Genomic DNA, 26999 nt, shown 5'->3' on the forward strand with positions numbered 1-26999 from the left:
CGTCAGCGTCGTCTTGCCATGGTCAACATGACCAATCGTGCCAATGTTCGCGTGCGGCTTGCTGCGCTCAAACTTCTCTTTGCCCATTGTCCAAACTCTCTTTTTACAACTGCTTTAGACGGCAGACGTCCGGTTTAATTCTCTAGCCCGCGAGCTTCGCCAAGACTTCCTGGCTGACCGCTTGCGGAACGGGTTCGTAGTGATCGAACTGCATCGTGTACTGCGCGCGCCCCTGGGACATCGAACGCAGATTGTTGACGTAGCCGAACATGTTGGCGAGCGGCACGAAGGCGTTGACCACTTGCGTCACGCCGCGCGCCTCGGTGCCCTGCACCATGCCGCGGCGGGAGTTCAGGTCGCCAATCACGTCGCCCATATGCTCTTCCGGCGTCGTCACTTCGACCTTCATAATCGGCTCCAGAAGCGTCGCGCCGGCCTTGTCGGCCGCCTCACGGAACGCTGCGCGGCCCGCGATTTCGAACGCCATGACAGACGAGTCGACATCGTGGCTGGCGCCGTCGATCAGGCGGGCCCGGTAGTCGATCACCGGGAAGCCGGCCAGCAGTCCGGATTCGGCGACGGACTTGATGCCCTTTTCGACGCCCGGAATGTATTCCTTCGGCACGTTGCCGCCGACAACCTCGGACACGAACTCGGCGCCCGCGCCCGGCTCAAGCGGCTCGAACACGATCTTGACGCGCGCGAACTGGCCAGAGCCGCCCGTCTGCTTCTTGTGCGTGTAGTCGATTTCCGTTTCGCGGGTCAGCGTCTCGCGATAAGCGACCTGCGGCGCGCCGACATTGGCCTCGACGCCAAACTCGCGGCGCAGACGGTCAACCAGGATATCCAGGTGCAGCTCGCCCATGCCGGCGATGATGGTCTGACCGGATTCTTCGTCCGTCGTCACGCGGAAGGACGGATCCTCCGCCGCCAGACGGCCCAGGCCAGCGCCCAGTTTTTCCTGGTCAGACTTGGTCTTCGGCTCGATCGCGATCTCGATGACCGGATCGGGGAACTCCATGCGCTCCAGAATGACCGGGCTGCCCGGATCGGAGAGCGTGTCGCCCGTCGTGGTGTCCTTCAGGCCCGCAATGGCGACGATGTCGCCCGCGTGCGCTTCCTTTATATCTTCACGGTGATTGGAGTGCATCATCATCATGCGCCCCACCCGCTCTTTCTTTTCCTTCACCGTGTTCACCACAGAATCGCCCTGCTTCAGGACGCCGGAATAGATGCGGCAGAAGGTCAGCGAGCCGACAAAGGAGTCGTTCATGATCTTGAAGGCCAGAGCGGAGAACGGCGCTTCGTCAGACGCGCGGCGCTTGACGTCTTCCTCGTCGCCATCAGCCGTAACGCCGCGGATCGCCGCAACCTCGACCGGGGACGGAAGATAATCGACAACCGCGTCCAGCAGCGGCTGCACGCCTTTGTTCTTGAACGCCGTGCCATTCAAGATCGGCACAAACATGTTCTTGATGGTGCCCTTGCGGATCAGCGCTTTCAGTTGATCGGTGTCAGGCTCGTCGCCCTCCAGATAGGCCTCCATCGCGGCCTCATCGACCTCGACGGCGGCCTCGACCAGCTTTTCACGGTACTTGGCGGCATCGTCGGCCATGTCGGCCGGGATGTCTTCCTCGTGGAACGCCGCGCCCAGGCCCTCGTCTTCCCAGATGATCGCCTTCATTTTCAGAAGATCGACCAGACCCTTGTAATCGGTTTCCGCGCCAATCGGCAGCTGGGTAACCAGGGCATTCGCGCCCAGGCGGCTTTCGATCATCTCGACGCAGCGATAGAAATCGGCGCCCAGCTTGTCCATCTTGTTGACGAAGATCATCCGCGGAACTTCGTACTTGTCGGCCTGGCGCCAGACCGTCTCGGTCTGCGGCTCGACACCGGCATTGGCGTCCAGCAGAGCGATCGCGCCGTCCAGCACGCGCAGGGAACGCTCGACCTCAATGGTGAAGTCGACGTGGCCGGGCGTGTCGATGATATTCAGGCGCTTCTCGTTCCAGAAACAGGTCGTCGCGGCGGACGTAATCGTGATGCCGCGCTCCTGCTCCTGCTCCATCCAGTCCATCGTGGCGGCGCCGTCATGGACTTCGCCGATCTTGTGGGACTTGCCGGTATAGAACAGAATCCGCTCGGTCGTCGTCGTCTTGCCGGCGTCAATATGCGCCATGATGCCGAAGTTGCGGTAATCTTCGATCTTGTGGGTGCGGGACATCGTAAAGTCTCTCTAATCCGTATTCTTCGCGCTACCAGCGGTAGTGCGAGAACGCCTTGTTGGCGTCCGCCATGCGGTGCGTGTCTTCGCGCTTCTTCACCGAGGAGCCGCGATTGTTCGCGGCGTCCATCAGCTCGCCGGCCAGGCGCTCGCGCATCGTGTTCTCGCCACGGCCGCGCGCCGCATTGACCAGCCAGCGGATCGCCAGCGCCTGACGGCGCTCGGGGCGAACCTCGACCGGAACCTGGTACGTCGCGCCGCCAACCCGGCGGGAGCGAACCTCGACGGCCGGCTTCACGTTTTCCAGCGCATCGTGGAAAATCTGGATCGGCTCCTGGCGCGTCTTCTCTTCAACAATCTCGAAAGCGCCGTAGACGATACGCTCGGCCTTCGATTTCTGACCGTCACGCATGACGTAGTTCATGAACTTGGTCAGGACCTCGTCCCCGAATTTCGGGTCCGGAATGATGTCGCGTTTTTCTGCGCGGTGACGACGGGACATGGTGTTCTCGCTTCCCTACTTCGGACGCTTGGCGCCGTAGAGCGAACGGCGCTGCTTGCGGTCTTTAACGCCCTGGGTATCCAGAACGCCGCGCAGCACGTGGTAGCGCACGCCCGGAAGGTCTTTCACGCGGCCGCCGCGGATCAGCACCACGGAGTGCTCCTGAAGGTTGTGACCTTCGCCCGGGATGTAGCTCACCACTTCATGACCGGAGGTCAGACGCACCTTCGCAACCTTCCGGAGGGCCGAGTTCGGCTTCTTCGGGGTCGTCGTGTAAACACGGGTGCAAACGCCGCGGCGCTGCGGGCAGCCCTCCAGCGCCGGAACCTTGTTCCGCTTGCGCTTCGGACTGCGCGGCTTGCGCACGAGTTGATTGATCGTCGGCATGCGTTCTCGCTCTCGCAACCTAACAAATAACCCATTGGCAAAGGGATCATCCCCATCGCCAAGACGAAAACCGCCCTTCCCGTTAGCCGGAGGCGGCGTCGGAGCTCTGTTCAGCTCCTAAATCTTTAACGTCATTGGTTCGCGAACCGCGTTTAGCCCAGAAAACGGCTACGGCCAGTCCCAAAAACGAGCCGCTATGTAACGCCGCCCCGCTGACCCGTCAAGCCAATCGCCACGGCATGTGCAGCGAATGACCGGCCGCGCGCAGCGATTTGGAAATTACCCGCGCCCCGCCCCGACATTATTGGCATTCCGGCCCCTCCCGAAAGCTGTGCCCGCGTTCTCGCGCCAGGGCACTAAGCAGCGCTATCGGTCCATAAGCCGAAAATATCGCCCGCGAATCTCCAACTGACTGATTCTCCAGATTGATTCGAGCCAAGCGTCCCGCGATTCGTATACGTGGAAAGCGGCAAAGAAAAAGGCCGCCGGGGTTACCGGCGGCCTTTCCTGTTTGCATGCAAGGCGTAGAGCCTAGTCCTCGGATTTCGGGGTTTCCGATTCCGGGGACGCGGCTTCGGCCTCGGCGGCTTCGGCGATTTCGGCGGGGAGCGCTTCGGCGCGGGCCGCTTCGTTCGCTGCGAGCTGCTTCTGGTCGCGTTTGTGGGCGACCTTGGCCATCTTGCGCATGTGACCGCCGGTGCCGGCCGGGATGAGACGGCCCACGATCACGTTCTCCTTCAGGCCTTCCAGCGTATCCACCTTGCCCTGGACCGAGGCCTCGGTCAGCACGCGGGTGGTCTCCTGGAACGAGGCCGCGGAGATGAAGGAGCGGGTCTGCAGCGAGGCCTTGGTGATGCCCAGCAGAACCGGGTCGCCCTTGGCGTGCTTCTTTTTGCCCTTCAGCGCTTCGTTGGCTTCTTCCATTTCGACGCGGTCGACCTGTTCGCCCATCAGGAAGGTAGTGTCGCCCGGATCGGTGATCTCCACCTTCTGCAGCATCTGACGCACGATCACTTCGATATGCTTGTCGTTGATCGGCACGCCTTGCAGGCGATAGACGTCCTGGATCTCGGCGATCAGGTACTGGGCCAGCGCCTCGACGCCCATCACGGACAGGATGTCGTGCGGGGCCGGGTTGCCGTCCATCAGGTATTCGCCGCGCTTGATGTGGTCGCCTTCCTGAACCATCAGGTGGCGGCCCTTGGGCACGAGATACTCGACCTTCTCGGCGTCCTCGCCCTCCGGCACGATGGCGATGCGGCGCTTGTTCTTGTAGTCGCGTCCGTATTCCACCTTGCCGTCAATGTCGGCGATGATGGCGTGATCCTTCGGCCGGCGCGCTTCGAACAGCTCCGCCACGCGCGGCAGACCGCCCGTGATGTCACGCGTCTTGGCGCCCTCGGTCGGGATACGGGCCAGAACGTCGCCCGGCTTCACCTCGTCCCCGTCGGTGACGGACAGGATGGCGCCGACCGCCAGCATGTAGTTGGCGATCTTGCCAGAGCCGAGCTCGACCGGCTCGCCCTTCTTGTCCTGCACCACGACGGCGGGCTGAAGATCGCCGCCGCGCTGTGAGGCGCGCCAGTCGATCACGACCTTGGAGGAGATGCCGGTGGCTTCGTCCATCTCTTCCTTGACGGAAACGCCGTCGGCGAGGTCGAGGAACTTCACCTGACCGCCGACCTCGGTGATGATCGGGGTGGTGTACGGATCCCACTCGGCCAGACGCTGGCCGCGCTTGACCGCATCGCCCTCGTCGACGGGAACACGCGCGCCATAGGGCAGCGTGTAGGTCTCCAGATCCTTGCCGTCCTTGTCCTGGACGACGATCTCGGTCGAGCGGCTCATCACCACGAAGGCGCCGGAGGAGTCCTTCACCGTCGAGCGGTTCTTGAACGCCACCTTGCCGTCGCGCGAGGCCTCGATGAACGACTTCTCGGAAACCTGGGCCGCGCCGCCGATGTGGAAGGTCCGCATCGTCAGCTGGGTGCCCGGCTCGCCGATCGATTGCGCCGCAATGACGCCGACTGCTTCGCCCATGTTCACGCGCGTGCCGCGCGCCAAGTCACGGCCATAGCACTCGGAACAGACGCCGGTGCGGGTCTCGCAAGTGAGCACGGAGCGCACGCGGGCCGACTGGACTTCCGCCTCGTCGATTTCCGCGATGATGCGCTCGTCCATATAGTCGCCGGCCTCGCACATCGTCTCGCCGGTTTCGGGATGCACGATGTCCTCGGCCAGAACGCGGCCCAGGATACGCTGCCCCAGGGAGACGACCACGTCGCCGCCCTCGACAATCGTCTGCATCTCGATGCCTTCGGTCGATCCGCAATCATTCTCCAGAACGATGCAGTCCTGCGCCACATCGACCAGACGGCGGGTCAGGTAACCGGAGTTGGCGGTCTTCAGGGCGGTATCGGCCAGACCCTTACGGGCGCCGTGGGTGGAGTTGAAATACTCCAGCACGGTCAGGCCTTCCTTGAAGTTCGAGATGATCGGCGTCTCGATGATTTCACCCGACGGCTTGGCCATCAGGCCGCGCATGCCGGCCAGCTGCTTCATCTGGTTCTTGGAGCCACGGGCGCCGGAATGGGCCATCATGAAGATGGAATTCGGCTCGCCCTGACGGCCATCCTCGCCAACTTCCATCTTGGACACTTCGTCCATCATGATGTCGGCGACCTTGTCGGTGCACTTGGCCCAGGCGTCGACGACCTTGTTGTACTTCTCACCTTTGGTGATCAGGCCGTCGGCATATTGCTGCTCATATTCGGTGACCAGCTGACGGGTCTCTTCAACCAGCGTCTTCTTGGACTCCGGAATGACCATGTCGTCCTTGCCGAAGGAGATGCCGGCCTTGGCGGCCTCCTTGAAGCCCAGCTTCATGATCTGGTCGCAGAAGATGACCGTCGCCTTCTGACCGGTGTGGCGGTAGACCACGTCGATTACGGAGCCGATTTCCTTCTTCGTTAGCGTGCGGTTGATCACGTCAAACGGGACTTTGTAATCGCGCGGCAGGTGCTCTGCGATCTTCATGCGGCCCGGCGTCGACTCGACGATCTGGGTAACGCGCTCGCCATCCTCGTTCTGGGTGACCCAGCGCGCCTTGATCTTCGAATGAAGAGACACGGCGCCCGCATCCAGCGCGGCCTCGATTTCGGCGATGTTCGAGAAGATCATCCCCTCGCCCGGCTCGCCTTCCTTCTCCAGAGAGAGATAGTAGAGGCCGAGGACGATGTCCTGCGACGGCACAATGATCGGCCGCCCGTTGGCGGGCGACAGGATATTGTTCGTCGACATCATCAGGACGCGCGCTTCCAGCTGCGCCTCAAGGCTCAGCGGAACGTGCACGGCCATCTGGTCGCCGTCGAAGTCGGCGTTGAACGCGGCGCAGACCAGCGGGTGAAGCTGGATAGCCTTGCCCTCGATCAGCTTGGGCTCGAACGCCTGGATGCCGAGACGGTGAAGCGTCGGCGCGCGGTTCAGAAGAACCGGATGCTCGCGGATCACCTCATCCAGGATATCCCAGACTTCGGGCCGCTCTTTTTCCACCATCTTCTTGGACTGCTTGACGGTGCCAGACAGGCCCTTGGCGTCCAGCCGCGCATAAATGAACGGCTTGAACAGCTCCAGCGCCATTTTCTTGGGCAGGCCGCACTCATGCAGCTTCAGCTCCGGACCGACCACGATCACGGAACGGCCGGAATAGTCCACGCGCTTGCCGAGCAGGTTCTGACGGAACCGGCCCTGCTTGCCCTTCAGCATGTCCGACATGGATTTCAGCGGACGCTTGTTGGCGCCCGTGATGGTCCGGCCGCGCCGGCCATTGTCGAACAGCGCGTCGACGGATTCCTGCAGCATCCGCTTTTCGTTGCGGATGATGATGTCCGGCGCGCGCAGCTCCATCAGGCGCTTCAGGCGGTTGTTCCGGTTGATCACCCGGCGATACAGGTCGTTGAGGTCGGACGTCGCGAAACGGCCGCCGTCCAGCGGGACCAGCGGACGCAGTTCCGGCGGGATCACCGGGACGACCGTCATGATCATCCATTCCGGGCGGTTGCCGGAAGACAGGAAGGATTCCAGCAGCTTCAGCCGCTTGAGGAACTTCTTCTTCTTCAGCTCGGAGCCGGTTTCCTCGATATCGTCGCGGACCTTGGCCGCTTCCTTCTCGAGGTCGATGCCGATGAGCATTTCGCGGATCGCCTCGGCGCCGATGCCGGCGGTGAAGCTGTCCTCGCCATACTCTTCCTGAGCCTGGTGATATTCTTCCTCGGTCAGAAGCTGCTTGGGCTCAAGCGGCGTCAGGCCGGGCTCCATCACCACGTATTGCTCGAAATAAAGGACGCGTTCGACGTCCTTGAGCATCATGTCCATCATCAGCGAGATGCGGGACGGGAGCGACTTCAGGAACCAGATATGGGCGACTGGCGCGGCCAGTTCGATATGGCCCATGCGCTCACGGCGAACCCGCGCGAGCGTCACTTCAACGCCGCACTTCTCGCAGATAATGCCTTTGTATTTCATACGCTTGTACTTGCCGCACAAGCATTCGTAATCCTTGATCGGACCAAAAATCCGGGCGCAGAACAGACCGTCCCGCTCCGGCTTGAAGGTCCGGTAATTGATCGTCTCCGGCTTCTTGATTTCGCCGTATGACCAGGAATGAATCTTTTCCGGGCTGGCCAGCCCGATCCGGATTTGATCGAAGACGGGTTCTTCCGCCGCCGGATTAAAGATGTTCATGACCTCTTGGTTCATGACATCGGCCTCCTTATGAGCCGCTAATTCCAGGGCCGGCGAGGGATACGCGATCCGCCCGCCGGCGTGTTTCAATTACCGCTTTCGCGCGTCAGCTGTTCTGAAGCTCGACGTCCAGACCCAGCGAACGCATTTCCTTCACAAGCACGTTGAAGCTTTCCGGGATGCCGGCTTCGAACGAGTCGTCGCCGCGGACAATGGCCTCATAGACCTTGGTCCGGCCAGCCACGTCGTCCGACTTGACCGTCAGCATCTCCTGCAGCGTGTAGGCCGCGCCGTAGGCTTCCAGCGCCCACACTTCCATCTCGCCGAAGCGCTGGCCGCCAAACTGCGCCTTGCCGCCCAGCGGCTGCTGGGTAACCAGGCTGTAGGGGCCGATGGAACGGGCGTGGATCTTGTCGTCCACCAGGTGGTGCAGCTTGAGCAGGTACATGTAGCCGACCGTGACGTCGCGGGCGAACTTCTCGCCGGTGCGGCCGTCATGCAGGGTCGACTGACCGGAGGAGCGGAAACCCGCCTTCTCCAGATGTTCGACGATCTCGTCCTCGCGCGCGCCGTCAAAGACCGGCGTGGCGATGGGAAGACCGTTGGCCATGTTCCGGCCAAGCTCGGCCAGCTCTTCGTTCTTGCGCGGCAACTCGGCATCGTCGCCAAGGATATTCTTGAACGTATCCTTGAGCGGCTTGATGTCGTTCTCACGCTTGTAGGTGTCGTAGGCCACGCCGATCTGGCGGCCAAGGCCCGAACAGGCCCAGCCCAGATGGGTTTCCAGAATCTGCCCGACATTCATGCGCGAAGGCACGCCCAGCGGGTTCAGGACGATGTCGACCGGCTTGCCGTCTTCCAGGAAGGGCATGTCCTCAATCGGAACGATGCGCGAAATCACGCCCTTGTTGCCGTGACGGCCCGCCATCTTGTCGCCCGGCGCCAGCTTGCGCTTCACGGCCACGAAGACCTTGACCATCTTCATCACGCCCGGCGGCAGTTCGTCGCCCCGCTGCAGCTTGTCGACCTTGTCCTCGAACCGCGCGTCCAGGCGGGACTTGGAGTCGTCATACTGCTTCTGCAGCGCCTCGACCTCGGACATCGCGGCCTCGTCGCCGAGACCGATCTGCCACCACTGGCCGCGGCTAAGATCTTCCAGCTTGTCCTCGGTGATCTCGCCCTTGGTGAAGCCTTTCGGGCCGGACACCGCGGTCTTGCCGAGGATCAGGTCCTTCAGACGGCCATAGATGTTGCGCTCCAGGATCGCCAGTTCGTCGTCGCGGTCCTTGGCCAGACGCTCGATTTCCTCGCGCTCGATCTGCATCGCGCGCTGGTCTTTTTCGACGCCATGACGGTTGAACACGCGCACTTCGACGACCGTACCCGTCGTGCCCGGGGGCAGCTTCAGGGAGGTGTCGCGAACGTCGGAGGCCTTCTCGCCGAAGATGGCGCGGAGAAGCTTCTCTTCCGGCGTCATCGGCGACTCGCCCTTCGGCGTCACCTTGCCGACCAGGATATCGCCGGAATGAACCTCGGCGCCGATCGACACGATGCCCGCCTCGTCGAGATTGCGCAGGGCCTCCTCGCCGACATTCGGGATATCGCGGGTGATCTCTTCCGGGCCCAGCTTGGTGTCGCGGGCCATGATCTCGAACTCCTCCAGATGGATGGAGGTGAACACGTCGTCACGGACGATGCGTTCGGAGATCAGGATGGAGTCCTCGAAGTTGTAACCGTTCCAGGGCATGAACGCGACCAGCGCGTTACGGCCCAGAGCCAGCTCGCCCAGGTCCGTCGACGGTCCGTCGGCGACGATATCGCCGGCATTGACCTCATCGCCCACGCGAACCAGCGGACGCTGGTTGATGCAGGTCGACTGGTTGGAACGCTGGAACTTCAGCAGGTTGTAGATGTCGACGCCCGGCTTGGTGGGGTCGTTCTCCTTGGTCGCGCGGATAACGATACGCTGCGCGTCCACCTGCTCAACGATGCCGTCGCGCTTGGCGGTAATGGCGGCGCCGGAATCGCGCGCCACGACCGCTTCCATGCCCGTTCCGACCAGCGGCGCTTCCGACTTCAGAAGCGGCACGGCCTGACGTTGCATGTTCGAGCCCATCAGGGCGCGGTTGGCGTCATCGTTTTCCAGGAACGGGATCAGCGCGGCGGCGACCGAAACCAGCTGTTTCGGCGACACGTCGATCAGGTCCACTTCCTCGCGCGGGATCAGCGTCACTTCGCCGCTGACCCGGCAGGTCACCAGATCGTTTTTCAGCTGCCCCTTGTCGTCCACGGCCGCATTGGCCTGGGCCACGGTATAGCGGGCCTCTTCCATGGCGGAGAGATAGACAACCTCGTCGGTCATCTTGCCCTTGTTCACCTTGCGGTACGGGCTCTCGATGAAGCCGTACTTGTTGACGCGCGCATGGGTCGCCAGAGAGTTGATCAGGCCGATATTCGGACCTTCCGGCGTCTCGATCGGGCAGATCCGGCCATAGTGGGTCGGATGCACGTCGCGCACTTCAAAGCCGGCGCGTTCGCGCGTCAGGCCGCCCGGGCCCAGCGCCGACAGGCGGCGCTTATGGGTGATTTCGGACAGCGGGTTGGTCTGGTCCATGAACTGCGACAGCTGCGAGGAGCCAAAGAATTCACGCACCGCCGCGGCCGCCGGTTTGGCGTTGATCAGGTCATGCGGCATCACCGTGTCGATATCGACGCTGGTCATGCGTTCCTTGATCGCGCGCTCCATGCGCAGCAGGCCAATGCGGTACTGGTTTTCCATCAGCTCGCCGACCGAACGCACCCGGCGATTGCCAAGATTGTCGATGTCGTCGACTTCGCCCTTGCCGTCGCGCAGGCCGACCATGGTCTGGAGGATCGCCAGGATGTCTTCCTTGCGCAGGACGCGGACATTGTCTTCCGCATCCAGGTCCAGACGCATGTTCATTTTCACACGGCCGACCGAGGACAGGTCGTAGCGCTCGGAATCGAAGAACAGGCCCTTGAACAGGGCGTCGGCGGTGTCCGCGGTCGGCGGCTCGCCAGGACGCATGACGCGGTAGATGTCCACCAGCGCCTGTTCGCGGTTCTCGTTCTTGTCGGCGGCCAGCGTATTGCGGATGTAACCGCCGATATTGATGTGGTCGATGTCCAGCAGCTCGAGCTCGTCGATGCCGGCTTCAGCCAGCGTTTCCAACGTCTCTTCGCCCAGCTCGTCGCCGGCCTCGACAAAGATTTCGCCGGTTTCGGCGTTGACGATGTCAAAGGCGGAGAAGCGGCCGATCAGCTCTTCATCGGACAGAAGCAGGTTCTTGACCTTGGCCTCTTCCATTTTCTTGACAGAGCGCGCTGTGATCTTGCGGCCCGCAGGCGCAATCACATCGCCAGTCTTGGCGTCGATCAGGTCACGGGTCGGCTTCTGGCCCTTCAGGCGCTCGGCGTTCAGCGGCGTGGACCATCCGCCCTTCTTGGCGCGCGTATAGACAACCGAGTCATAGAAGGTGGACAGGATGTCTTCTTTGTCCATGCCCAGGCCATAGAGCATCGTCGTCGCCGGCAGCTTGCGGCGGCGGTCGATGCGGACATGCACGATGTCCTTGGCGTCGAATTCAAAATCCAGCCAGGAGCCGCGGTAAGGAATGACGCGCGCGGCGAAGAGATACTTGCCGCTGGCGTGCGTCTTGCCCTTGTCGTGGTCGAAGAAGACGCCCGGGGAACGGTGCATCTGGGAGACGATCACGCGCTCGGTGCCGTTGATGACAAACGTGCCCTTGTCGGTCATCAGCGGGATGTCGCCCATATAGACATCCTGTTCCTTGATGTCCTTGACCGACTTCGCGCCCGTTTCCTCGTCCGTATCGAACACAATCAGGCGCAGCTTCACGCGCAGCGGCGCCGCGAAGGTGATGTCGCGCTGCTGGCATTCCTCGACATCGAACTTGGGCTGTTCAAACTCGTAGGAAACGAACTCCAGAGTCGCGCGTTCGCTGAAATCCTTGATCGGGAAGACCGACTTGAAAACCGCCAGAAGACCATCGTCTTCGCGGTTCTCATGCTTCACGTCAGCCTGGAGAAAATGATCGTAGGAGCTCTTCTGAACCTCGATCAGGTTTGGCATCTGCACCACTTCCGGGATGCGGCCAAAGGATTTCCGAATACGCTTCTTGCCGGTGAACGTCAGAGACATCGCTGCTCCCTTTGCGGATCAATCCGCTTTGGCCGCGCGAACATCCGCGCGGACCTAACAATCGCCTCGCCCCCGATGGCCGGGCCGGATAAACCGTCCCCGCCCCTTTTACGCGCGCAACGCGAGGGCGAAATCGCCACGCGCGCGAAATTCGAGTAAACAGACGCGGGCGTCCGGCCAGACCGTTACCGGCCAGGCTGGACGCCCTTGAAACGCCAGTTACTTAAGCTCGACCTTGGCGCCGGCTTCTTCCAGCTTGGCCTTGATCTCTTCGGCTTCAGCCTTCGGCGCGCCTTCCTTGACGGCCTTCGGAGCGCCTTCGACAAGCTCCTTGGCTTCTTTCAGGCCCAGGCCCGTGATGCCGCGGACTTCCTTGATCACGTTGATCTTCTTGTCGCCGACCTCGGTCAGGATGACGTCGAACTCATCCTTTTCCTCGGCAGCGCCCGCGCCGGCGTCGCCGCCAGCCGCACCGGCAACCGCGACCGGAGCCGCGACCTTGATGCCTTTTTCTTCCAGAATGTCGTTGAGCTCTTTCGCTTCCATGATGGTCAGGGAAAGAAGCTCGTCAGCAAGTTTAGCTACATCAGCCATTTCATTACTTCCTTTTGGATACGCAGATTGTCAGTTCGATTGCAGAGAATGACGGGTTCTAGGCGGCGGCCTGTTCGCCGATCGCCTGGATCTGGGACGCGAGCATGGAGCCCGGCGCCGACAGACGCTGGCCGATCTGCGAAGCCTGACCGGTAAGACGGGCCGCGATCGTCGCGATCATCTCTTCACGCGACGGCATCTTGGACAGAGCCTCGACGCCGCTGGCGTCCAGAATCTCGTCGCCCATGAAACCGCCAACGATCTTGAGCTTGTCGTTGGACTTCACGAACTCCACCACGCTCTTCGGGGCGGACACGAAGTCCTCGGCGTAGGCGATGGCGACCGGACCCTGGAACAGGTCGGAAGCGCCCTCGCCGGGCTTGCCCTTGAGCGCGATCTTGGCCAGGCGGTTCTTGACCACCTTGATGCTGCCGCCGGCCTCGCGGAGGCCATTGCGCAGCTTCGTCATTTCCGCAACGTTCAACCCGCTATAGTGGGTCAGGATCACGGAACCGGACGAGTCGAAAACGCCCTTCAGCGCTTCAACCGCGTCATGTTTCTCATTCCTATCCATTGCGGTCTCCCTGTTTTCGGACACTCCACCACGGAGCGCCCTAGAGGGCGCGTCAGACACGCCCCGCCCCGTAAAGGACCAGACGCGCAAAACGCGCATTCCTGTCCCAGGGCTCGAACCGACCGCGCCTTCCACGGGGAAGGAGCGCGCATCGATCTTTCGCTCTGTCTCACACAGGGCCCGGAAACGGGGATTAAGGCCCGAAAGCCCCCTGCGATCTCGGACAGGTCGGCGGCGAACCGGAGCCCTGAAAAGGCCCCGCCGCGCCGCCTGCGCCGGGTCCGAAGACCCGGATTCCTGCTTGGCCGAACCCGCTGTTAGGACGCGTTCAGCGCGTCCGCGGTTTCGACTCGAACGCCCGGCCCCATGGTGGAGGTCAGAGCGATCTTTTTCACATACGTGCCTTTGGCGCCCGTCGGCTTGGCCTTGACGATCGCATCGACAAACGCGCGGAGATTTTCCTCCAGAGCGTTCTCGGCAAAGCTCGCCTTGCCAACGCCGGCGTGAACGATGCCGGACTTCTCGACGCGGAACTGCACCGCGCCGCCCTTGGCCTCGCCAATGGCCTTGGCGACATCCGGGGTCACCGTGCCGACCTTCGGGTTCGGCATCAGGCCCTTGGGGCCCAGAACCTTACCCAGACGACCAACCAGCGGCATCATGTCCGGGGTGGCGATGACGCGATCGAAATCCATCTCGCCGGCCTGAACCTTCTCCGCCAGATCGTCGGCGCCAACCACGTCGGCGCCCGCCTTCTTGGCTTCCTCGGCCTTCGCGCCCTTGGCGAAGACAGCGACGCGCATCGTGCGGCCCGTGCCATGCGGCAGGTTCACAACGCCGCGGACCATCTGGTCCGCGTGACGCGGGTCGACGCCCAGATTGATCGAGATCTCGATGGTCTCGTCAAACTTGGCGGTCGCATTTTTCTTCACCAGCGACACCGCTTCAGTGAGGCTGTAATTCTTGTTCGGCTCGAGTTTCTCAACAGCGGCCGCGTAACGTTTTGCGTTCATGTTCGCCATTGGACTAACCCACAACCTCGAGACCCATGGAGCGCGCCGAACCGGCGATGATCTTGGACGCCTGGTCCAGATCATTCGCGTTCAGGTCGACCATTTTCTGCTCGGCGATTTCGCGCACCTGCGCCATCGTCACCTTGCCAGCCGTCGCTTCGCCCGGCGTCTCCGAGCCCTTTTTCACCTTCGCCGCCTTCATCAGCAGGAAGCTGGCGGGCGGAGTTTTGGTTTCGAACGTGAAGGACTTGTCCTGGAAGACGGTGATGGTCGTGGGGATCGGCATCCCCTTTTCCATGCCTTCCGTCTTGGCGTTGAACGCCTTGCAGAACTCCATGATGTTCACGCCGCGCTGGCCAAGCGCCGGGCCGATCGGCGGCGACGGGTTTGCGGACCCCGCCGGCACCTGCAGCTTGATGTAGCCGTCAATTTTCTTTGCCATGCCCTGTTACTCTTTCCTTTGAACTCAAGAGTTGCGCGGTGCGGCGAACCAGAGGGTCTTTCCCGAACGCCTCCCGCATCGAAATATCAAATCAGCTCAGCTTCTCGACCTGTGCATATTCCAGCTCGACCGGGGTTGAGCGCCCGAAAATCGAAATCGCCACCTTCAGGCGGCCGGTATCCTGATCGATGTCCTCGATCTGCCCCTCGAAGGACTGGAAGTGCCCCTCGGTGACCTTCACCTTCTCGCCGATATCGAAGCGGATCTCCGGAATTTCCCGTTCCACGCCCTCTTCCATCTGGCCGAGGATGCGCTTCACTTCATTTTCGCTGACCGGCATCGGCGTTTTGCCGGAGCCGAGGAAACCCGTGACTTTCGGCGTATTCTTGACGAGGTGATAGCCCTCATCCGTCATGTTCATCTTGACCAAGACATAGCCGGGAAAGAATTTGCGCTCGGCATTGACCTTGCGGCCGCGGCGCACTTCCGTCACGTCCTCGGTCGGAACGAGAACCTCTTCAAACAGGTCCTCAAGCCCCTTTTCAGCGGCCTCGCGCTGAATCGCCTCGGCGACCTTCTTTTCGAAGTTCGAATAGGCGTGAACGATGTACCACTTATAATCAGCCATGCGTTAGATACCTTCGAGCACGCTCAAGCCAAACTGCAGCGCGGTTGAAACCACCATGTCGGTCACGAAAAAGAAGGTGGACATGATCGCAACCATCACGAAAACCATGATCGTGGTGATCGCGGTCTCCCGCCACGGCGTCCAGGTGACCTTGCGGCCTTCCTGACGGACCTGGCCGAGGAATTTCACCGGCCCCACGCGTTTCTTCGTTTCCGCCATATTCTACCTTCAAGCGCCGCGCCGGAGCGGTCAGAATTCGCCCCGCCCATTTCCGGCTCCACAGCAAAAAACGACGTCCGTCGCCTCGCCATAAGGCGGCCGAACCGACGCCGTTAAGATACGTATCGTCCGAAGGGCGGATAGATAGCGCCAACCGGCGCCTCTGCGCAAGACCCTCCGGGCGCCTGTCTTCAGCCAGACGCAAAAAAAGATGGCAGGGGCAGCAGGATTTGAACCCGCGACCTACGGTTTTGGAGACCGTCGCTCTACCAACTGAGCTATACCCCTACGATTCCAGAAAGGCGGAGTATCACGGCTCCGCCGCTTGGACCAGACCTTCATCGCACTGACCCCGCCCTTCCTTTCAGCCGAGAGCTTTGAAGCCCCGCGGGTCAGACTGGCGCGCGAATGATTGCCGCGATTGTAGAGGTCTATACAATCGCCCGTTCCAAGGTTTTTACAATGAATGGAGCCTCCATGCGCATCCGATATCTCGCCCTGACAATGGGCGCTGCGGGCGCGGCCACCCTCGCGGGCGCCGCTCACGCCGTTCAGGGCGACCCCGTCGCCGATCCGATTCTCGCCGAATGCCGCGCACAAACCGAGGCGCAGGCGCGAATCGATTGTTTGGAGGAAGCGGTCGCAGATCTGGCAAGCCGCCTGCCCCGTGAGCGCCGGGCCGAAATTCTCGACCCGCAGGAACCGGCGGTGAGCGGACTGGGCGCGGAACAGGTCATGGCGTCCCAGAACCGCCGGATGCCGAAAGACGACCCGGACAATCCGGACAACAAGCTGGAAGCGCGGGTTATCGATTATTCCCGCACCAATTCCGGCAATTACATTTTCATTCTGGATAATGACCAGGTCTGGGCGCAACAGGACTTCGACCGGACCATGCTGTCGCTCGATGATGGCGAGACCTACCAGATCGAGGTCGTGAAAGGCTTTCTGTCCGGTTATCGCATGCGCTTTCCGGAACTGAACCGCCTGGTCAAGGTCCGCCGCCTCCGCTGACGGCCGGGCGGCGTCACACCCGCCCTTTCAGCGTTTCAAATTGAAGACAAAAGAAAAGGGCCGGCGGGATAACCCGCCGGCCCAATTCTTTACGCTTACGCGATGGTCCTAGAAGTCGACCGTCGCGCCGGCGAAGACGTACCGGCCCAGCGAGTCATAGACTTGCGGGAAGGTGTTGCCGTTGCCGAAGCCGGCGCCGACCGCCGCCGAGAGAGGCGGATCGCGGTCGAAGATGTTGTTCACGCCAAGGCGCAGCATCGCGTTTTCACGCACTTGCCAGGAGCCTGCCAGGTCAAAGTAGTTCTGGGAGTCCAGAGTTTCGTTGACCGGAGCGAACGTGCCGTTGAGCTTCGGATTGGAACTCTTCGACGAAATGTCGACAGAGTCGAAGTAACGCCAGGAGGCGGAGACCGTAACATCCCACGGGGTGTTCCAGCTCGCGCGCAGCTTGTGGCGCCATTCCGGGTTCGGCGTGCCGCAGGTGCCGCCATAGTAGCCCACACAGTCATAGGCCGTGTCACCCGGGAAATCGACAGTCGTGATTTCGTCCAGCCAGGTTCCGACGAAGTCGAAGCCCAGACCGCCATACGTGCCGATGTCGTAGGAATACGCCGCCGTCAGGTCGACACCGGAGGTCTTCAGAGAGCCGGTGTTGATGTTCAGCGCCGTCACGAAACCGGACGTGCCAGCCCAGAGCGTTCCGCCGTTACCGCGGTTGACCAGGTCACAGAAGACCGGGTCGCCGGAGTCCAGGCAGTTCGCCAGGGACGCCGTCGGCGGGATGGTGGAGATGGTGTCTTCGATCTCGATGTTGAAGTAGTCGATCGAGAAGCTCAGACCCGGGATGAAGCTCGGCGTGCCAACGAGGCCCAGCGAGTAGGTGTCGGCCGATTCCGGATCGAGATCCGGGTTACCGCCCGTCAGCTGGTTGAACTGGCCGGCCGGGTTGTCGGCGATGGCGCCGTACTGGTCAGCCGTAACACCGGTGCGCTGACATTCGGCCAGCGAACGGGCCGGTTCAGGCGTGGACGTGGCCGGATCGAAGTCACCCGCGCACGGATCGTACAGACCGTTCGCATTCTGGGTGAGGTCGAACAGGTTCAGCCCCTGGGACGAGAACAGTTCGATGACGTTCGGCGCACGCACGGCGCGCTGATAGGAGCCGCGGAAACGGAAGTCCGAAACCGGGGACCAGTCGGCGGCCAGCTTGTACGTGTCGGTCTTGAAGCCGCTGGAGTAGTCCGAATAGCGGTAAGCCGCTTCGAACGTCAGCGCCTCGAAGCCCGGACGGTTCTCGATCAGCGGAACCTGAAGTTCGCCGAAGAACTCGTAAACGTCCGTGGAGCCGGAGACCGGAAGCGTCGGGCCACCCTGACCGAAGCCGTCACCGGACTGGAAGCCGGCGTCAGGCAGACGGTCGAGATAGTCGCGGCGGTATTCCGTACCCAGAGCGATAGCAACGCCATTGTCCGCCATCGGGGACTGGACGCCATACTGGCCCAGATCGCCGAAGATGGAGGCGCTGACAACCTGCTGGTTCGTTTCACCACGCTGCAGCAGCGGCGAGGTGGCGTAAGCCAGAGCAGCGTCAGACGGGCCGGCCGGGCTGAAATAGTCCAGCGGCACGCAGGCCGGGTCGTCATTGGCCGGGTCGGCGTCGGCGTTGATGGCGCAAACCGCGCCGCCTTGGCCGTCCGGAACCGCATACAGCGCGTTGGCGGATTTACGGACCGAAAGCTCGTTCTCGTAATCTTCCGTCAGCGTCACTTTCGACCAGGAAGCATAGACGTCGTAATCGAAGCCGGCGAAGGCTTCGCCACGGACGCCAACCACGCCGCGATAGGCGTTGTGCTGCAGGTCGTCGCGGCGGTTACCGCCTTCGACGTTACGACGCAGGATCAGAACGCCTTCGGCGATCGCGCCCGCGGCGATTTCGGCATCGGTGAAGCCCGCGCCCTGACGGCAGAGATAGTCAACCTGCTGATCAGAGAGGAACGGGTTGTTACAGTTGATGCCGCCGTTGGTGCCTTGCACGCCGCCGCCGAACACGCCGGACGGGGCGATCTGGGCAACCGAGCGGTTGTCCATGAAGCTCAGCTCGGCATACGGCTCGAAGTGCTCATTGATTTCGTAATGAGCAAACGCGCCGAGACGGTAGGTCTCATCCGGACGCTGATAATAGTTGAACGGGTTGAAGTTGAACGTGTCCGTCGCGCTATCAAACGCACGGAACGTGCCGTTGCCCGGAACCGTCGAAGTGAACTGCGGCAGGTTATAGGCGCCGTTCAGGTTCAGCAGGTTGGCGCGGGCGTTCGTCGAGGAACCCGAGCAGGTGAACTGATCACCCGCCGCGCCGAAGGCGCAAGCCGAGTAGTCGCGTTCGGACTGCGTGATCGGGTCAACGTTGCGATAGCCGGCGAACACAGTCGCGTTACCGCGGCCGTCCGGCGTATTCACGCCCATGATGGCCGTAACTTCAAACGTCTCGCCGTCAACAACATTGTCGTCCGGCAGTTTGAACTGGTCCGGATTCTGCTGAATGAACGGCGCAATCACGTCCTGCGTGCTGCTGTCGTTGTTGTGCTGATAGAAGCTGTACTGGGTGTCAATACGGACGCCCTCGAAGTCATCCATCATGATGAAGTTCACAACGCCGGAAAGGGCGTCGGAGCCGTACACGGCCGAGGCGCCGCCGGTCAGAACTTCAACACGCTCGACGAGCGCGGACGGGACCTGGTTCAGGTCGGGCGGAACACCGCCGGCGCCCGGCGAACCGAACGGCAGACGACGGCCGTTGACCAGGACGAGAGTGCGAACCGCGCCAAGACCGCGCAGGTTGACGGTCGCCGTGCCGGTCGCGCCGTTGGAAACCGCGCTGCCCTGCGCCGCAAACGCTTGCGGCAGGGTGTTCAGCATGTCTTCAACGCGCACAACGCCGCGCAGATCCAGCTCTTCCGAGCTGACCTGGGTCACGGGGCTGGTGCTGACCAGGTTGGCCGACTGGATACGCGAGCCGGTAACGACAACGACGTCGTCAGCCGCGCTCTCGCCTTCGTCCTGAGCCATCGCCGGGCTCAGAGCGCCGGCGCCCGCGAGCAGCGTGCTCGCCAGGATACAGGCTTTGTAGTTTCTGGATTTCACTTCAATCCCTCCACGATAAAAAATACCGGACGCCTGCAAAGCTGCAGGCCCCCTTGGCGCTATCTGCCTGATGAGATTTCCCCTCATCAAACAAGCTTTTGACGAGATTTCCCCTCGTCGATGTTTGCGGCGAGATTTCCCCTCCCGCAGAAGTGGAGACGTGTGTCTCCGCCGAACGTCAAGCTACGCCCCCGCCGCTCATAGCGTCAATGCAACAGTCTGATGACGCATGAAATTTCGGCAAGGTGAGCTGCGTTTTCGCAAGGCTGTTGCGCGAAAGGCTCACTTTTGGCCCGGCGGCGAAACACACGTTCCGGCCCGCCAGAGGGAGCCCGGCCGCGGGAGCCAGGTCAGCGGAGCCGGTCGAATCATCAAACCGGCGCCGCCGGAATCAAAAAGGGCGGCCCGAGAGCCGCCCTTTTCAGGTCCGCAAAGCTTTGCGGTTACTCGATGATTTTTGACACGACGCCGGCGCCGACGGTGCGTCCGCCTTCGCGGATGGCGAAGCGCAGGCCCTGGTCCATGGCGATCGGCGTGATCAGCTCGACCGTCATTTCGATATTGTCGCCCGGCATCACCATCTCGGTGCCGTCCGGCAGGTGCACAATGCCCGTCACGTCCGTCGTCCGGAAATAGAATTGCGGACGGTAGTTCGTGAAGAACGGCGTGTGGCGCCCGCCCTCTTCCTTGGTCAGGATATAGGCCTCGGCCGTGAACTTGGCGTGCGGGGTGATCGAACCCGGCTTGGCCAGAACCTGGCCGCGCTCAACGCCCTCGCGGTCAATGCCGCGCAGAAGCGCGCCGATATTGTCGCCCGCCTGGCCGCTGTCCAGCAGCTTGCGGAACATCTCGACGCCCGTGCAGGTCGTCTTCTTGGTGTCGCGGATGCCGACAATCTCGATCTCGTCGCCAACATTGATCACGCCGCGCTCGACCCGGCCCGTCACAACCGTGCCCCGGCCCGAAATCGAGAACACGTCCTCGATCGGCATCAGGAACGGCTGGTCAACAGGACGCTCCGGCGTCGGGATATACTCATCAACCGCCGCCATCAGCTCGCGGATCGAGTTCGCGCCGATCTCCTCGTCGCGGTCCTCAAGGGCGGCCAGAGCCGAACCCTTCACAACCGGAATGTCGTCGCCCGGGAAATCGTACTGGCTCAGAAGCTCGCGGACTTCCATCTCCACCAGCTCCAGAAGCTCCTCGTCGTCCACCTGATCAACCTTGTTCAGGTAAACAACCAGAGCCGGAACGCCGACCTGGCGCGCCAGAAGAATGTGCTCGCGCGTCTGCGGCATCGGGCCGTCAGCGGCGTTCACAACCAGGATCGCGCCGTCCATCTGCGCCGCGCCCGTGATCATGTTCTTCACATAGTCAGCATGGCCCGGGCAGTCGACGTGCGCGTAGTGACGCCCTTCCGTCTCATACTCGACATGAGCCGTCGAAATCGTGATCCCGCGCGCCTTCTCCTCCGGCGCCGCGTCAATCATGTCATACGCCCGGAACTCGCCGAACTGCTTCGTAATCGCCGCCGTCAGCGTCGTCTTGCCATGGTCAACATGACCAATCGTGCCAATGTTCGCGTGCGGCTTGCTGCGCTCAAACTTCTCTTTGCCCATTGTCTCTTACGTCTATCGTTGAGTGGATGATGATAATGCGCGGGACGCGCGCGTTTGCGCCGCTATCTAATCGATTGGGCGATAATTGCAACGCCTTTGAGGCGTTGGAGCGGGCAGCGGGAATCGAACCCGCATCTTCAGCTTGGAAGGCTGTGGCTCTACCATTGAGCTATGCCCGCCCGTGTCGCCACGCCTTCTATAGTGGCCCGGACGACGAACGGAAATGGTGGAGGGGGCTGGATTCGAACCAGCGTACGCATAGCGGGCAGATTTACAGTCTGCTGGATTTAACCACTCTCCCACCCCTCCAACTCCGGCGTTCGCCGCCGCGCGAGGCGCGTTCCGAATCCAGACTCGGCTCCGGGACCGTGCAAACCGCAAAGGGGCGTGATACGCGACCCCTTTAGCGAAGCAATTTTACCGGCTCCGTCCAGATCGGAGCGGGGAGATATAACGATGGCCCAAAACCCACGCAACCGCTCAAAGGCGCCCCGGCGTCAGGGAACGCAGAACAATGCCGATAATATCGCCTGGATATGGGGATCGCACGCCGCGCTGGCGGCGCTGAACAACCCGGACCGGAAGATTCTGGGCCTCTATCTGACGCGGAACGCCGCCACCGAGGGCTTCAGCGCCTTCGCCGACCGTGCGGAGATCGTCGACCCCAAGGCGCTGAACGCCATGCTGCCCGATGGCGCGGTGCATCAGGGCGTGGCGCTGAAGACGAAACAGCCTGACGGCGTATCGCTGGAGGATCTGATTTCGCCGGCGCAAGGTCTGATCGTGATGCTGGACGGCGTGACCGACCCGCGGAACGCTGGGGCGATCTACCGTTCGGCCGCCGCATTCGGCGCCAGGGGAATCATCATGCAGGACCGCAAGGCCCCGCCCCTGTCCGGCGGATTGGCCAAAACCGCCGTAGGCGCGGCGGAAACCGTACCGACCGCGCGCGTGGTCAATCTTTCCCGCGCCCTGAACGAACTGACAAAGCGCGGATGGCGCGCCGTGGGACTGGCCGGAGAAGCGGAGATCGCGCTGTCCGAGGCGGTTTCCGGCGAAGACGCCGTGGTTCTGGTCATGGGCGCCGAGGAAAAAGGGCTGCGGCCGTCCGTCGCCGAGGCCTGTGATTCGCTGGCGCGCATCCCGATCAGCGATAAGGTGGAAAGCCTGAACGTTTCCGTCGCGGCTGCGGTCGCGCTTTATGAGTGGGCCAGAGGCCGGGCATGAGTGAGTTCGAAGGCGGATGCCGGTGTGGAAAGGTGCGCTTCAAGGCCGCCGGAGACCCGAAATTCGTCGCCAATTGCCATTGCGAAGACTGCCGCCGCTCCACCGGCGGGGCGTTTTCGACATGGATCGGATTCGAAACCGGTCAGGTTTCATGGCCGAATCCGCCCGATCTTCATGAGAGTTCGCCCGCAACCGCGCGCGGATTCTGCGCAGTTTGCGGGACGCCGGTGTCGTTTTCCAGCGAGAAATGGGCCGGAGAGACGCATTTCCTGATCGGAACCTTCGACAATCCTGACCAATTCACGCCCACGGGCGATGCCTTCGCCGCCGAAAAATTGCCATGGGTTACATTGATTGAGGAGCGATAGCGCCTTGAAACAGGTCACAATCCAGTATTCCCACCCCGCCGAAGACAGCGAATTTGCAGCCGGTCTGCGCCAGCGGGGGCTGATTCCCCTGCTGGTGAATGGCGAGTTTCTGGCCGCCACGACGCAGGAACACATGGCGCAGGCGCTGGATATGACCCGGGCGCGGCAGGCCGAGGACACGGCGTCGGAGAACCTCCGCTATCGAAACAACCTTCTGGCGGCGATGCTGGAGGGGGTCGAGAAGGGTCCCGATACGCAGGATTTCCCCAATGACGCCCTGCTTTTATTCATCGAGGGCGTGACTCTGCATGGCTACGAGACCGCAACAGACATGCCCTTTTGCACGGTTCGCTTCCGGGAGGACGCCGTAGAGGAGCCTGTTCTTGAAGTCCGGCCCGAGGCAAACCAATGACAAATTTCCGCCCGCGCGCCGATCTCGCCACCCATGAGGTCGCCAATCAGGCCGATCCGATAGGCGATCTGGACGCGTTTGCCGGCGATCCCATCCTGAAAACCCATGTCGAACGCGCCTTGCCCGGCGGCGACCCGGACGGCCAGGCCGCGCATCTGACCGCGTTCGGCCGCGAAACGGGGGCGCAGGCGTTGCGGGAGCTGGGGCGCGTGGCGAATGAAAACCCGCCGGCGCTGAAAGCTTTCGACCGTTACGGACAGCGTATCGACGAGGTGGAGTTCCATCCCGCCTATCACGCGCTGATGGAAACCGGGCTTTCGGGCGGCGTTTCGGCGCGCGCATGGACGCACCCCGCGGGCGGGCATGTCGCGCATTCGGCGCTGATGATGCTGATGGGCTGGTCCGATGACGGGGTCTGCTGCCCCATGTCGATGACTTATGCCGTGGTTCCGGCCCTGAAACGCGCCCAATGGTCGGCGGAAGAATGGGCGCCGCGCGTGACCAGCGCCGCGTATGACCCGCGCACCCTCCCCGCGCCGGACAAGATCGGCGCGACCATGGGCATGGCGATGACCGAAAAACAGGGCGGGTCGGACGTACGGGCGAACACCACGCGCGCCGAACCGCTGGACGGGTCGGACGACGAGGTCAGCCTGACGGGCCATAAATGGTTCTGTTCGGCGCCGATGTGCGACGCCTTCCTGACGCTGGCCTATGAGGAAGCGGGGCTGTCCTGCTTCCTAGTCCCGCGCTGGACGCCCGACGGACAGCGCAATGCGATGGAAATACAGCGCCTGAAGGACAAGCTGGGCGACCGCTCCAACGCCTCCAGCGAGATCGAATATCGCGGCGCATGGGCGCGGCGGGTCGGCGAGCCGGGGCGCGGCGTGCGCACCATTATCGAGATGGTGCACCATACGCGGCTGGACTGCATCGCCGGCTCCGCCGCCCAGATACGGCGCGGGGCTGCTTTTGCCGCCCATCACGCGCAGGGACGGGCCGCTTTCCAGAAGAAACTGGTCGATCAGCCTTTGATGCGGGCCGTGCTTTCCGACCTGAGTCTTGAGGCGGAGGCGGCCACCGCCCTCGCCTTCCTGGTCGCCGAAAGTTTCGACAAGACGCTGGCGCGCGACGAGGAGGCCGCGGCGCTGAGCCGGATCATCACGCCGATCGCCAAATACTGGATCTGCAAACGCGCGCCAGGCGCGGCCTACGAGGCGATGGAGGCGCTGGGCGGGGCCGGATATGTCGAGGAATCGGGCCTTCCGCGCCTGTTCCGGCAATCGCCGCTGAACGCCATCTGGGAGGGATCGGGCAATGTCATCGCGCTGGACGTCCTGCGCGCCCTGAACCGGGAAGATGCAGCAGCGGAGGCGCTGAAAACGGCCCTGCGCCCGGCCGCCGAGGCGCACCCGAAACTAGCCGAATGGGCCGCTTGGCTGGCCGATCCGTCAGACTCGCTGGCGAAGGGCGAAGCGTCGGCGCGGGCATGGGTCGAACGCGCCGCGCTGTGCCTGCAGGCGGCCGTGCTGATAGAACGCGCGCCGCAGGACGTCGCGGACGCCTTTATCGAGGCGCGCGTGGCGGACTCCTTCCTCGCCTATGGCGCGGGGACGGCGAATGTGAAGCAGGACGTTCTGATCGAGCGAGCAGCCGTCACAACGGCTTAACCGCCCGCAGCCTTCCAGAACTCGAATACCCCCACCCCCAGGAACGTGCCCACCGCATAGCCGAGCACGCCCACCAGAACGCCTGGCGTGATCAGCTTGCGCCAGCCTTTTACGGCGGCCAGCGCCGGGGCCGTGGTTGCGCCGAGGACGGCGGCGTTGGACGCGATGATGAGTTCGGGGAGCGATATTTTCAGCAGGGAGCCGAGACCGAACACGACAATGGCGTGCACGGCGAGAATGATCAGCACGAACACGGCCAGAATCGGCGCGACCGAGATCAGGTTCGGGATATCGGCGCCCGCCGCGATGGCGGCGAAAAAGACAAAAGCGAGGATCAGGCCCAGTTCGAACCCGCCCTGCAGCTTTTTCATGGTGTTGGGGAAGGCGGTCGCCGGAACCACCGCCAGAATGGTGATGATCAGGTAGCGATAGGATTCGATATTCAGCCAGTCGACGATGCCGTTCGACACCGCGACAATCAGGATCGACCCGGCCAGAGCCAGAGCCATGGAGCCGGAGGTGACCCATGCCGCATCGGTCTGAGCCATGGCGGTTTCCTGCCCGTCATCGGGCGTATCGTCAGTGAAATCATGCTGCGGGAAACGGCGCGCCAGCCACGCCCAGCCCGGCATCAGGGCCAGCATGGCGAGGAAAAGCGCGCTCATCAGATTGTCGATGGCCGTGGCGGCGGAGACGACATTGGCGTTGTCGAAGCCGGTGGATTCGATCAGCGCGGCATAGTTCACCGACCCGCCGACATAGGTGGCGGTGAAAATGCCGGCCAGCGCAGGCTCCCGCGCGCCCAGATCCAGCACCACAACGCCAATCAGCGCGCCCAGAACCGTGCCCGCGCAAGCCAGTCCGAACGCGCCCAGCGTGCGCCCGGTTTCCCGCACGATGCGCCGCAAATCGGCGTCGAACAGGAAGAGCGGGACGAGGACCGGGACGAGATAGTCAAACACCACGCCATAGGCCGGAGCGTCGCGGGGAATAATATGAAGATTGGACAGGACAATCGCGATCAGGATGGCCCAGACGGCGCCAGTGACGGCCTTGCCCCAATTGGTCTTTTCCAGAAGGAAGCCGGCGGCGGCGATAACAAAAAGCGCGGCAAAGACAGCGACACTGGCTTCAGCCGGAATCAGCGATCCGCCGTTGAAAAGCTCACCCATGAATCAAGAATCCCCTGACCGTTTGATCCGCAATGTAGCGGTCACAGACGGGCGCGCCAGTGCGCGCGGGCCAGAAAAGCCTATTGTGGGTCCGCCGGCGGAGCCTCCGCCTCCCCCGCGCGGCGCTGAAGCAGCAACAGAACCAGCCAGGCCCCCGCCGCCCAGGCCGCACCCAGCGTCCATCCGGCCAGCACGTCCGTCGTCCAGTGAACGCCGAAATAGACCCGCGTCAGGCCGACCAGCATGGTCAGCGTCACGGCCGTTCCCATAACGAAAACCTTGGCGCGGCGTCGCTCCTGCACCCGCATCAGCAAGGCGCCCAGGGTCAGGTATGTGACGGCCGACAGCGTTGCGTGGCCGCTGGGAAAGCTGGCCGAGAAAACCGGGACGGCCTGATAGATTGCGTCCGGACGGGCGCGCTCGAACAGCGCCTTGAGACCGGAGGAGAGCAGCGACCCGCCGATCACCGCGGTCACGATAAACAGGGCCGCGCCCGCCTTCCGGGTGAGCAACAGGTAAACCGCGCTGATGAGGGTCACCAGGGTCAGGATGGCGATTCCGCCAAGGCTGGTGATGTCCCGCGCCATGTCTTCCAGCCAATGCGGACCAACAGGGTCGCCCGGCTGCCCCTCCACGCGCAGCGCGTTCAGGACGGCGCGGTCGAATGCGGCCGTATCGCCTTCCAGCACCTCGCTTGCCAGCTCGACGAAGATGAAGGCCGCCCCTGCGATCAGCACAAGCAGGACCAGAACGACGATCTCGCGGCGCGCATAGTCGATCACGCGGCGGCCATAGCGCCACGCATCGCCATGGCTGAAAAAGGTTCGGGGATCGAATTTCACGTTAGTGATATGACGCGGCGAAACA

The 26999-nt window shown here is 62.6% G+C and carries 21 protein-coding genes and 3 tRNA genes; 5 read left to right on the forward strand and 19 right to left on the reverse strand.

The window, feature by feature from the left end:
- The 13 genes from H2040_RS14265 to H2040_RS02595 all read right to left on the reverse strand — a co-directional run.
- Positions 1-87: GTP-binding protein (locus tag H2040_RS14265; RefSeq protein ID WP_353844777.1), on the reverse strand; the 87-nt coding region annotated here is incomplete at its 3' end.
- A gap of 55 nt (positions 88-142) precedes the next feature.
- On the reverse strand, positions 143-2224 hold the full coding sequence (fusA, locus tag H2040_RS02540; protein WP_287154144.1) for an elongation factor G: 2082 nt from the start codon (positions 2222-2224) through the stop codon (positions 143-145).
- A 31-nt stretch (positions 2225-2255) separates the two neighbouring features.
- The gene (gene rpsG, locus H2040_RS02545) at positions 2256-2726 is read right to left on the reverse strand and encodes a 30S ribosomal protein S7 (RefSeq protein WP_022699359.1); all 471 of its coding nucleotides are present in this window, start codon (positions 2724-2726) and stop codon (positions 2256-2258) included.
- Between the two features lie 15 nt (positions 2727-2741).
- A complete protein-coding gene (gene rpsL, locus H2040_RS02550) occupies positions 2742-3113 on the reverse strand; it encodes a 30S ribosomal protein S12 (protein WP_022699358.1) in 372 nt (123 codons plus the stop codon).
- Positions 3114-3644: 531 nt separating this feature from the next.
- Positions 3645-7871 (reverse strand): DNA-directed RNA polymerase subunit beta', encoded by a 4227-nt coding sequence (gene rpoC, locus H2040_RS02555; RefSeq protein ID WP_287154148.1) that lies wholly within the window; start codon positions 7869-7871, stop codon positions 3645-3647.
- Between the two features lie 91 nt (positions 7872-7962).
- Positions 7963-12039, reverse strand: coding sequence for a DNA-directed RNA polymerase subunit beta (rpoB, locus tag H2040_RS02560; protein ID WP_022699356.1), 4077 nt, complete (start codon positions 12037-12039; stop codon positions 7963-7965).
- A gap of 219 nt (positions 12040-12258) precedes the next feature.
- Complete coding sequence (gene rplL / locus H2040_RS02565) at positions 12259-12633, reverse strand: 50S ribosomal protein L7/L12 (RefSeq protein ID WP_022699355.1); 375 nt, start codon at positions 12631-12633, stop codon at positions 12259-12261.
- Between the two features lie 58 nt (positions 12634-12691).
- Positions 12692-13207 carry a 50S ribosomal protein L10 gene (rplJ, locus tag H2040_RS02570; RefSeq protein ID WP_022699354.1) on the reverse strand — a complete coding sequence of 172 codons (516 nt, stop codon included), beginning with the start codon at positions 13205-13207 and terminating at the stop codon, positions 12692-12694.
- Between the two features lie 317 nt (positions 13208-13524).
- Entirely contained in the window at positions 13525-14229 is a 705-nt protein-coding gene (gene rplA / locus H2040_RS02575) for a 50S ribosomal protein L1 (protein ID WP_022699353.1), read from the reverse strand.
- Between the two features lie 4 nt (positions 14230-14233).
- Entirely contained in the window at positions 14234-14662 is a 429-nt protein-coding gene (gene rplK, locus H2040_RS02580; RefSeq protein ID WP_022699352.1) for a 50S ribosomal protein L11, read from the reverse strand.
- 91 nt (positions 14663-14753) lie between these two features.
- Complete coding sequence (gene nusG / locus H2040_RS02585; RefSeq protein ID WP_022699351.1) at positions 14754-15290, reverse strand: transcription termination/antitermination protein NusG; 537 nt, start codon at positions 15288-15290, stop codon at positions 14754-14756.
- A gap of 3 nt (positions 15291-15293) precedes the next feature.
- Entirely contained in the window at positions 15294-15509 is a 216-nt protein-coding gene (secE, locus tag H2040_RS02590) for a preprotein translocase subunit SecE (protein WP_022699350.1), read from the reverse strand.
- A gap of 212 nt (positions 15510-15721) precedes the next feature.
- Positions 15722-15797: transfer RNA gene (locus H2040_RS02595), tRNA-Trp, on the reverse strand.
- 189 nt (positions 15798-15986) lie between these two features.
- Here H2040_RS02595 and H2040_RS02600 point away from each other — a divergent pair.
- Complete coding sequence (locus tag H2040_RS02600) at positions 15987-16523, forward strand: hypothetical protein (protein WP_152485923.1); 537 nt, start codon at positions 15987-15989, stop codon at positions 16521-16523.
- A 108-nt stretch (positions 16524-16631) separates the two neighbouring features.
- On the opposite strand, the gene H2040_RS02605 is transcribed toward H2040_RS02600, so the two are convergent.
- From H2040_RS02605 to H2040_RS02620, 4 genes are all read right to left on the reverse strand, one after another.
- Positions 16632-19664 (reverse strand): TonB-dependent receptor domain-containing protein, encoded by a 3033-nt coding sequence (locus tag H2040_RS02605; protein WP_022699348.1) that lies wholly within the window; start codon positions 19662-19664, stop codon positions 16632-16634.
- 443 nt (positions 19665-20107) lie between these two features.
- Positions 20108-21283, reverse strand: coding sequence for an elongation factor Tu (gene tuf, locus H2040_RS02610; RefSeq protein WP_287154159.1), 1176 nt, complete (start codon positions 21281-21283; stop codon positions 20108-20110).
- Between the two features lie 105 nt (positions 21284-21388).
- Positions 21389-21462: transfer RNA gene (locus H2040_RS02615), tRNA-Gly, on the reverse strand.
- Positions 21463-21507: 45 nt separating this feature from the next.
- Positions 21508-21592, reverse strand: a tRNA-Tyr gene (locus H2040_RS02620).
- A gap of 147 nt (positions 21593-21739) precedes the next feature.
- Here H2040_RS02620 and rlmB point away from each other — a divergent pair.
- The 4 genes from rlmB to H2040_RS02640 are packed head-to-tail and all read left to right on the forward strand — an operon-like array spanning position 21740 to position 24960.
- Positions 21740-22510, forward strand: coding sequence for a 23S rRNA (guanosine(2251)-2'-O)-methyltransferase RlmB (rlmB, locus tag H2040_RS02625; RefSeq protein ID WP_287154162.1), 771 nt, complete (start codon positions 21740-21742; stop codon positions 22508-22510).
- The gene (locus H2040_RS02630; protein WP_022696649.1) at positions 22507-22878 is read left to right on the forward strand and encodes a GFA family protein; all 372 of its coding nucleotides are present in this window, start codon (positions 22507-22509) and stop codon (positions 22876-22878) included. Before rlmB ends, H2040_RS02630 begins: the two co-directional genes overlap by 4 nt.
- 4 nt (positions 22879-22882) lie before the next feature.
- A complete protein-coding gene (locus H2040_RS02635) occupies positions 22883-23290 on the forward strand; it encodes a hypothetical protein (RefSeq protein ID WP_287154166.1) in 408 nt (135 codons plus the stop codon).
- Positions 23287-24960, forward strand: a complete 1674-nt coding sequence (locus H2040_RS02640) for an acyl-CoA dehydrogenase family protein (protein WP_287154168.1) — start codon at positions 23287-23289, stop codon at positions 24958-24960. The genes H2040_RS02635 and H2040_RS02640 overlap by 4 nt, the downstream gene beginning before the upstream one ends.
- Here H2040_RS02640 and H2040_RS02645 read toward each other — a convergent pair.
- Entirely contained in the window at positions 24957-26132 is a 1176-nt protein-coding gene (locus H2040_RS02645; protein WP_287154170.1) for a DUF819 family protein, read from the reverse strand. The genes H2040_RS02640 and H2040_RS02645 overlap by 4 nt on opposite strands.
- An 80-nt stretch (positions 26133-26212) precedes the next feature.
- On the reverse strand, positions 26213-26974 hold the full coding sequence (locus H2040_RS02650; protein WP_287154172.1) for a phosphatase PAP2 family protein: 762 nt from the start codon (positions 26972-26974) through the stop codon (positions 26213-26215).
- Positions 26975-26999: the final 25 nt, after the last annotated feature.

This window comes from Euryhalocaulis sp. (assembly GCF_013911995.1).
Lineage (GTDB): Bacteria > Pseudomonadota > Alphaproteobacteria > Caulobacterales > Maricaulaceae > Euryhalocaulis > Euryhalocaulis caribicus.

Excerpts from the sequence above, each read along its gene's own strand:
- fusA (WP_287154144.1), bottom strand. The coding sequence starts at position 2,224 with ATGTCCCGCACCCACAAGATCGAAGATTACCGCAACTTCGGCATCATG.
- rpsG (WP_022699359.1), bottom strand. The coding sequence starts at position 2,726 with ATGTCCCGTCGTCACCGCGCAGAAAAACGCGACATCATTCCGGACCCG.
- rpsL (WP_022699358.1), bottom strand. The coding sequence starts at position 3,113 with ATGCCGACGATCAATCAACTCGTGCGCAAGCCGCGCAGTCCGAAGCGC.
- rpoC (WP_287154148.1), bottom strand. The coding sequence starts at position 7,871 with ATGAACCAAGAGGTCATGAACATCTTTAATCCGGCGGCGGAAGAACCC.
- rpoB (WP_022699356.1), bottom strand. The coding sequence starts at position 12,039 with ATGTCTCTGACGTTCACCGGCAAGAAGCGTATTCGGAAATCCTTTGGC.
- rplL (WP_022699355.1), bottom strand. The coding sequence starts at position 12,633 with ATGGCTGATGTAGCTAAACTTGCTGACGAGCTTCTTTCCCTGACCATC.
- rplJ (WP_022699354.1), bottom strand. The coding sequence starts at position 13,207 with ATGGATAGGAATGAGAAACATGACGCGGTTGAAGCGCTGAAGGGCGTT.
- rplA (WP_022699353.1), bottom strand. The coding sequence starts at position 14,229 with ATGGCGAACATGAACGCAAAACGTTACGCGGCCGCTGTTGAGAAACTC.
- rplK (WP_022699352.1), bottom strand. The coding sequence starts at position 14,662 with ATGGCAAAGAAAATTGACGGCTACATCAAGCTGCAGGTGCCGGCGGGG.
- nusG (WP_022699351.1), bottom strand. The coding sequence starts at position 15,290 with ATGGCTGATTATAAGTGGTACATCGTTCACGCCTATTCGAACTTCGAA.
- secE (WP_022699350.1), bottom strand. The coding sequence starts at position 15,509 with ATGGCGGAAACGAAGAAACGCGTGGGGCCGGTGAAATTCCTCGGCCAG.
- H2040_RS02600 (WP_152485923.1), top strand. The coding sequence starts at position 15,987 with ATGCGCATCCGATATCTCGCCCTGACAATGGGCGCTGCGGGCGCGGCC.
- tuf (WP_287154159.1), bottom strand. The coding sequence starts at position 21,283 with ATGGGCAAAGAGAAGTTTGAGCGCAGCAAGCCGCACGCGAACATTGGC.
- rlmB (WP_287154162.1), top strand. The coding sequence starts at position 21,740 with ATGGCCCAAAACCCACGCAACCGCTCAAAGGCGCCCCGGCGTCAGGGA.
- H2040_RS02630 (WP_022696649.1), top strand. The coding sequence starts at position 22,507 with ATGAGTGAGTTCGAAGGCGGATGCCGGTGTGGAAAGGTGCGCTTCAAG.
- H2040_RS02640 (WP_287154168.1), top strand. The coding sequence starts at position 23,287 with ATGACAAATTTCCGCCCGCGCGCCGATCTCGCCACCCATGAGGTCGCC.
- H2040_RS02645 (WP_287154170.1), bottom strand. The coding sequence starts at position 26,132 with ATGGGTGAGCTTTTCAACGGCGGATCGCTGATTCCGGCTGAAGCCAGT.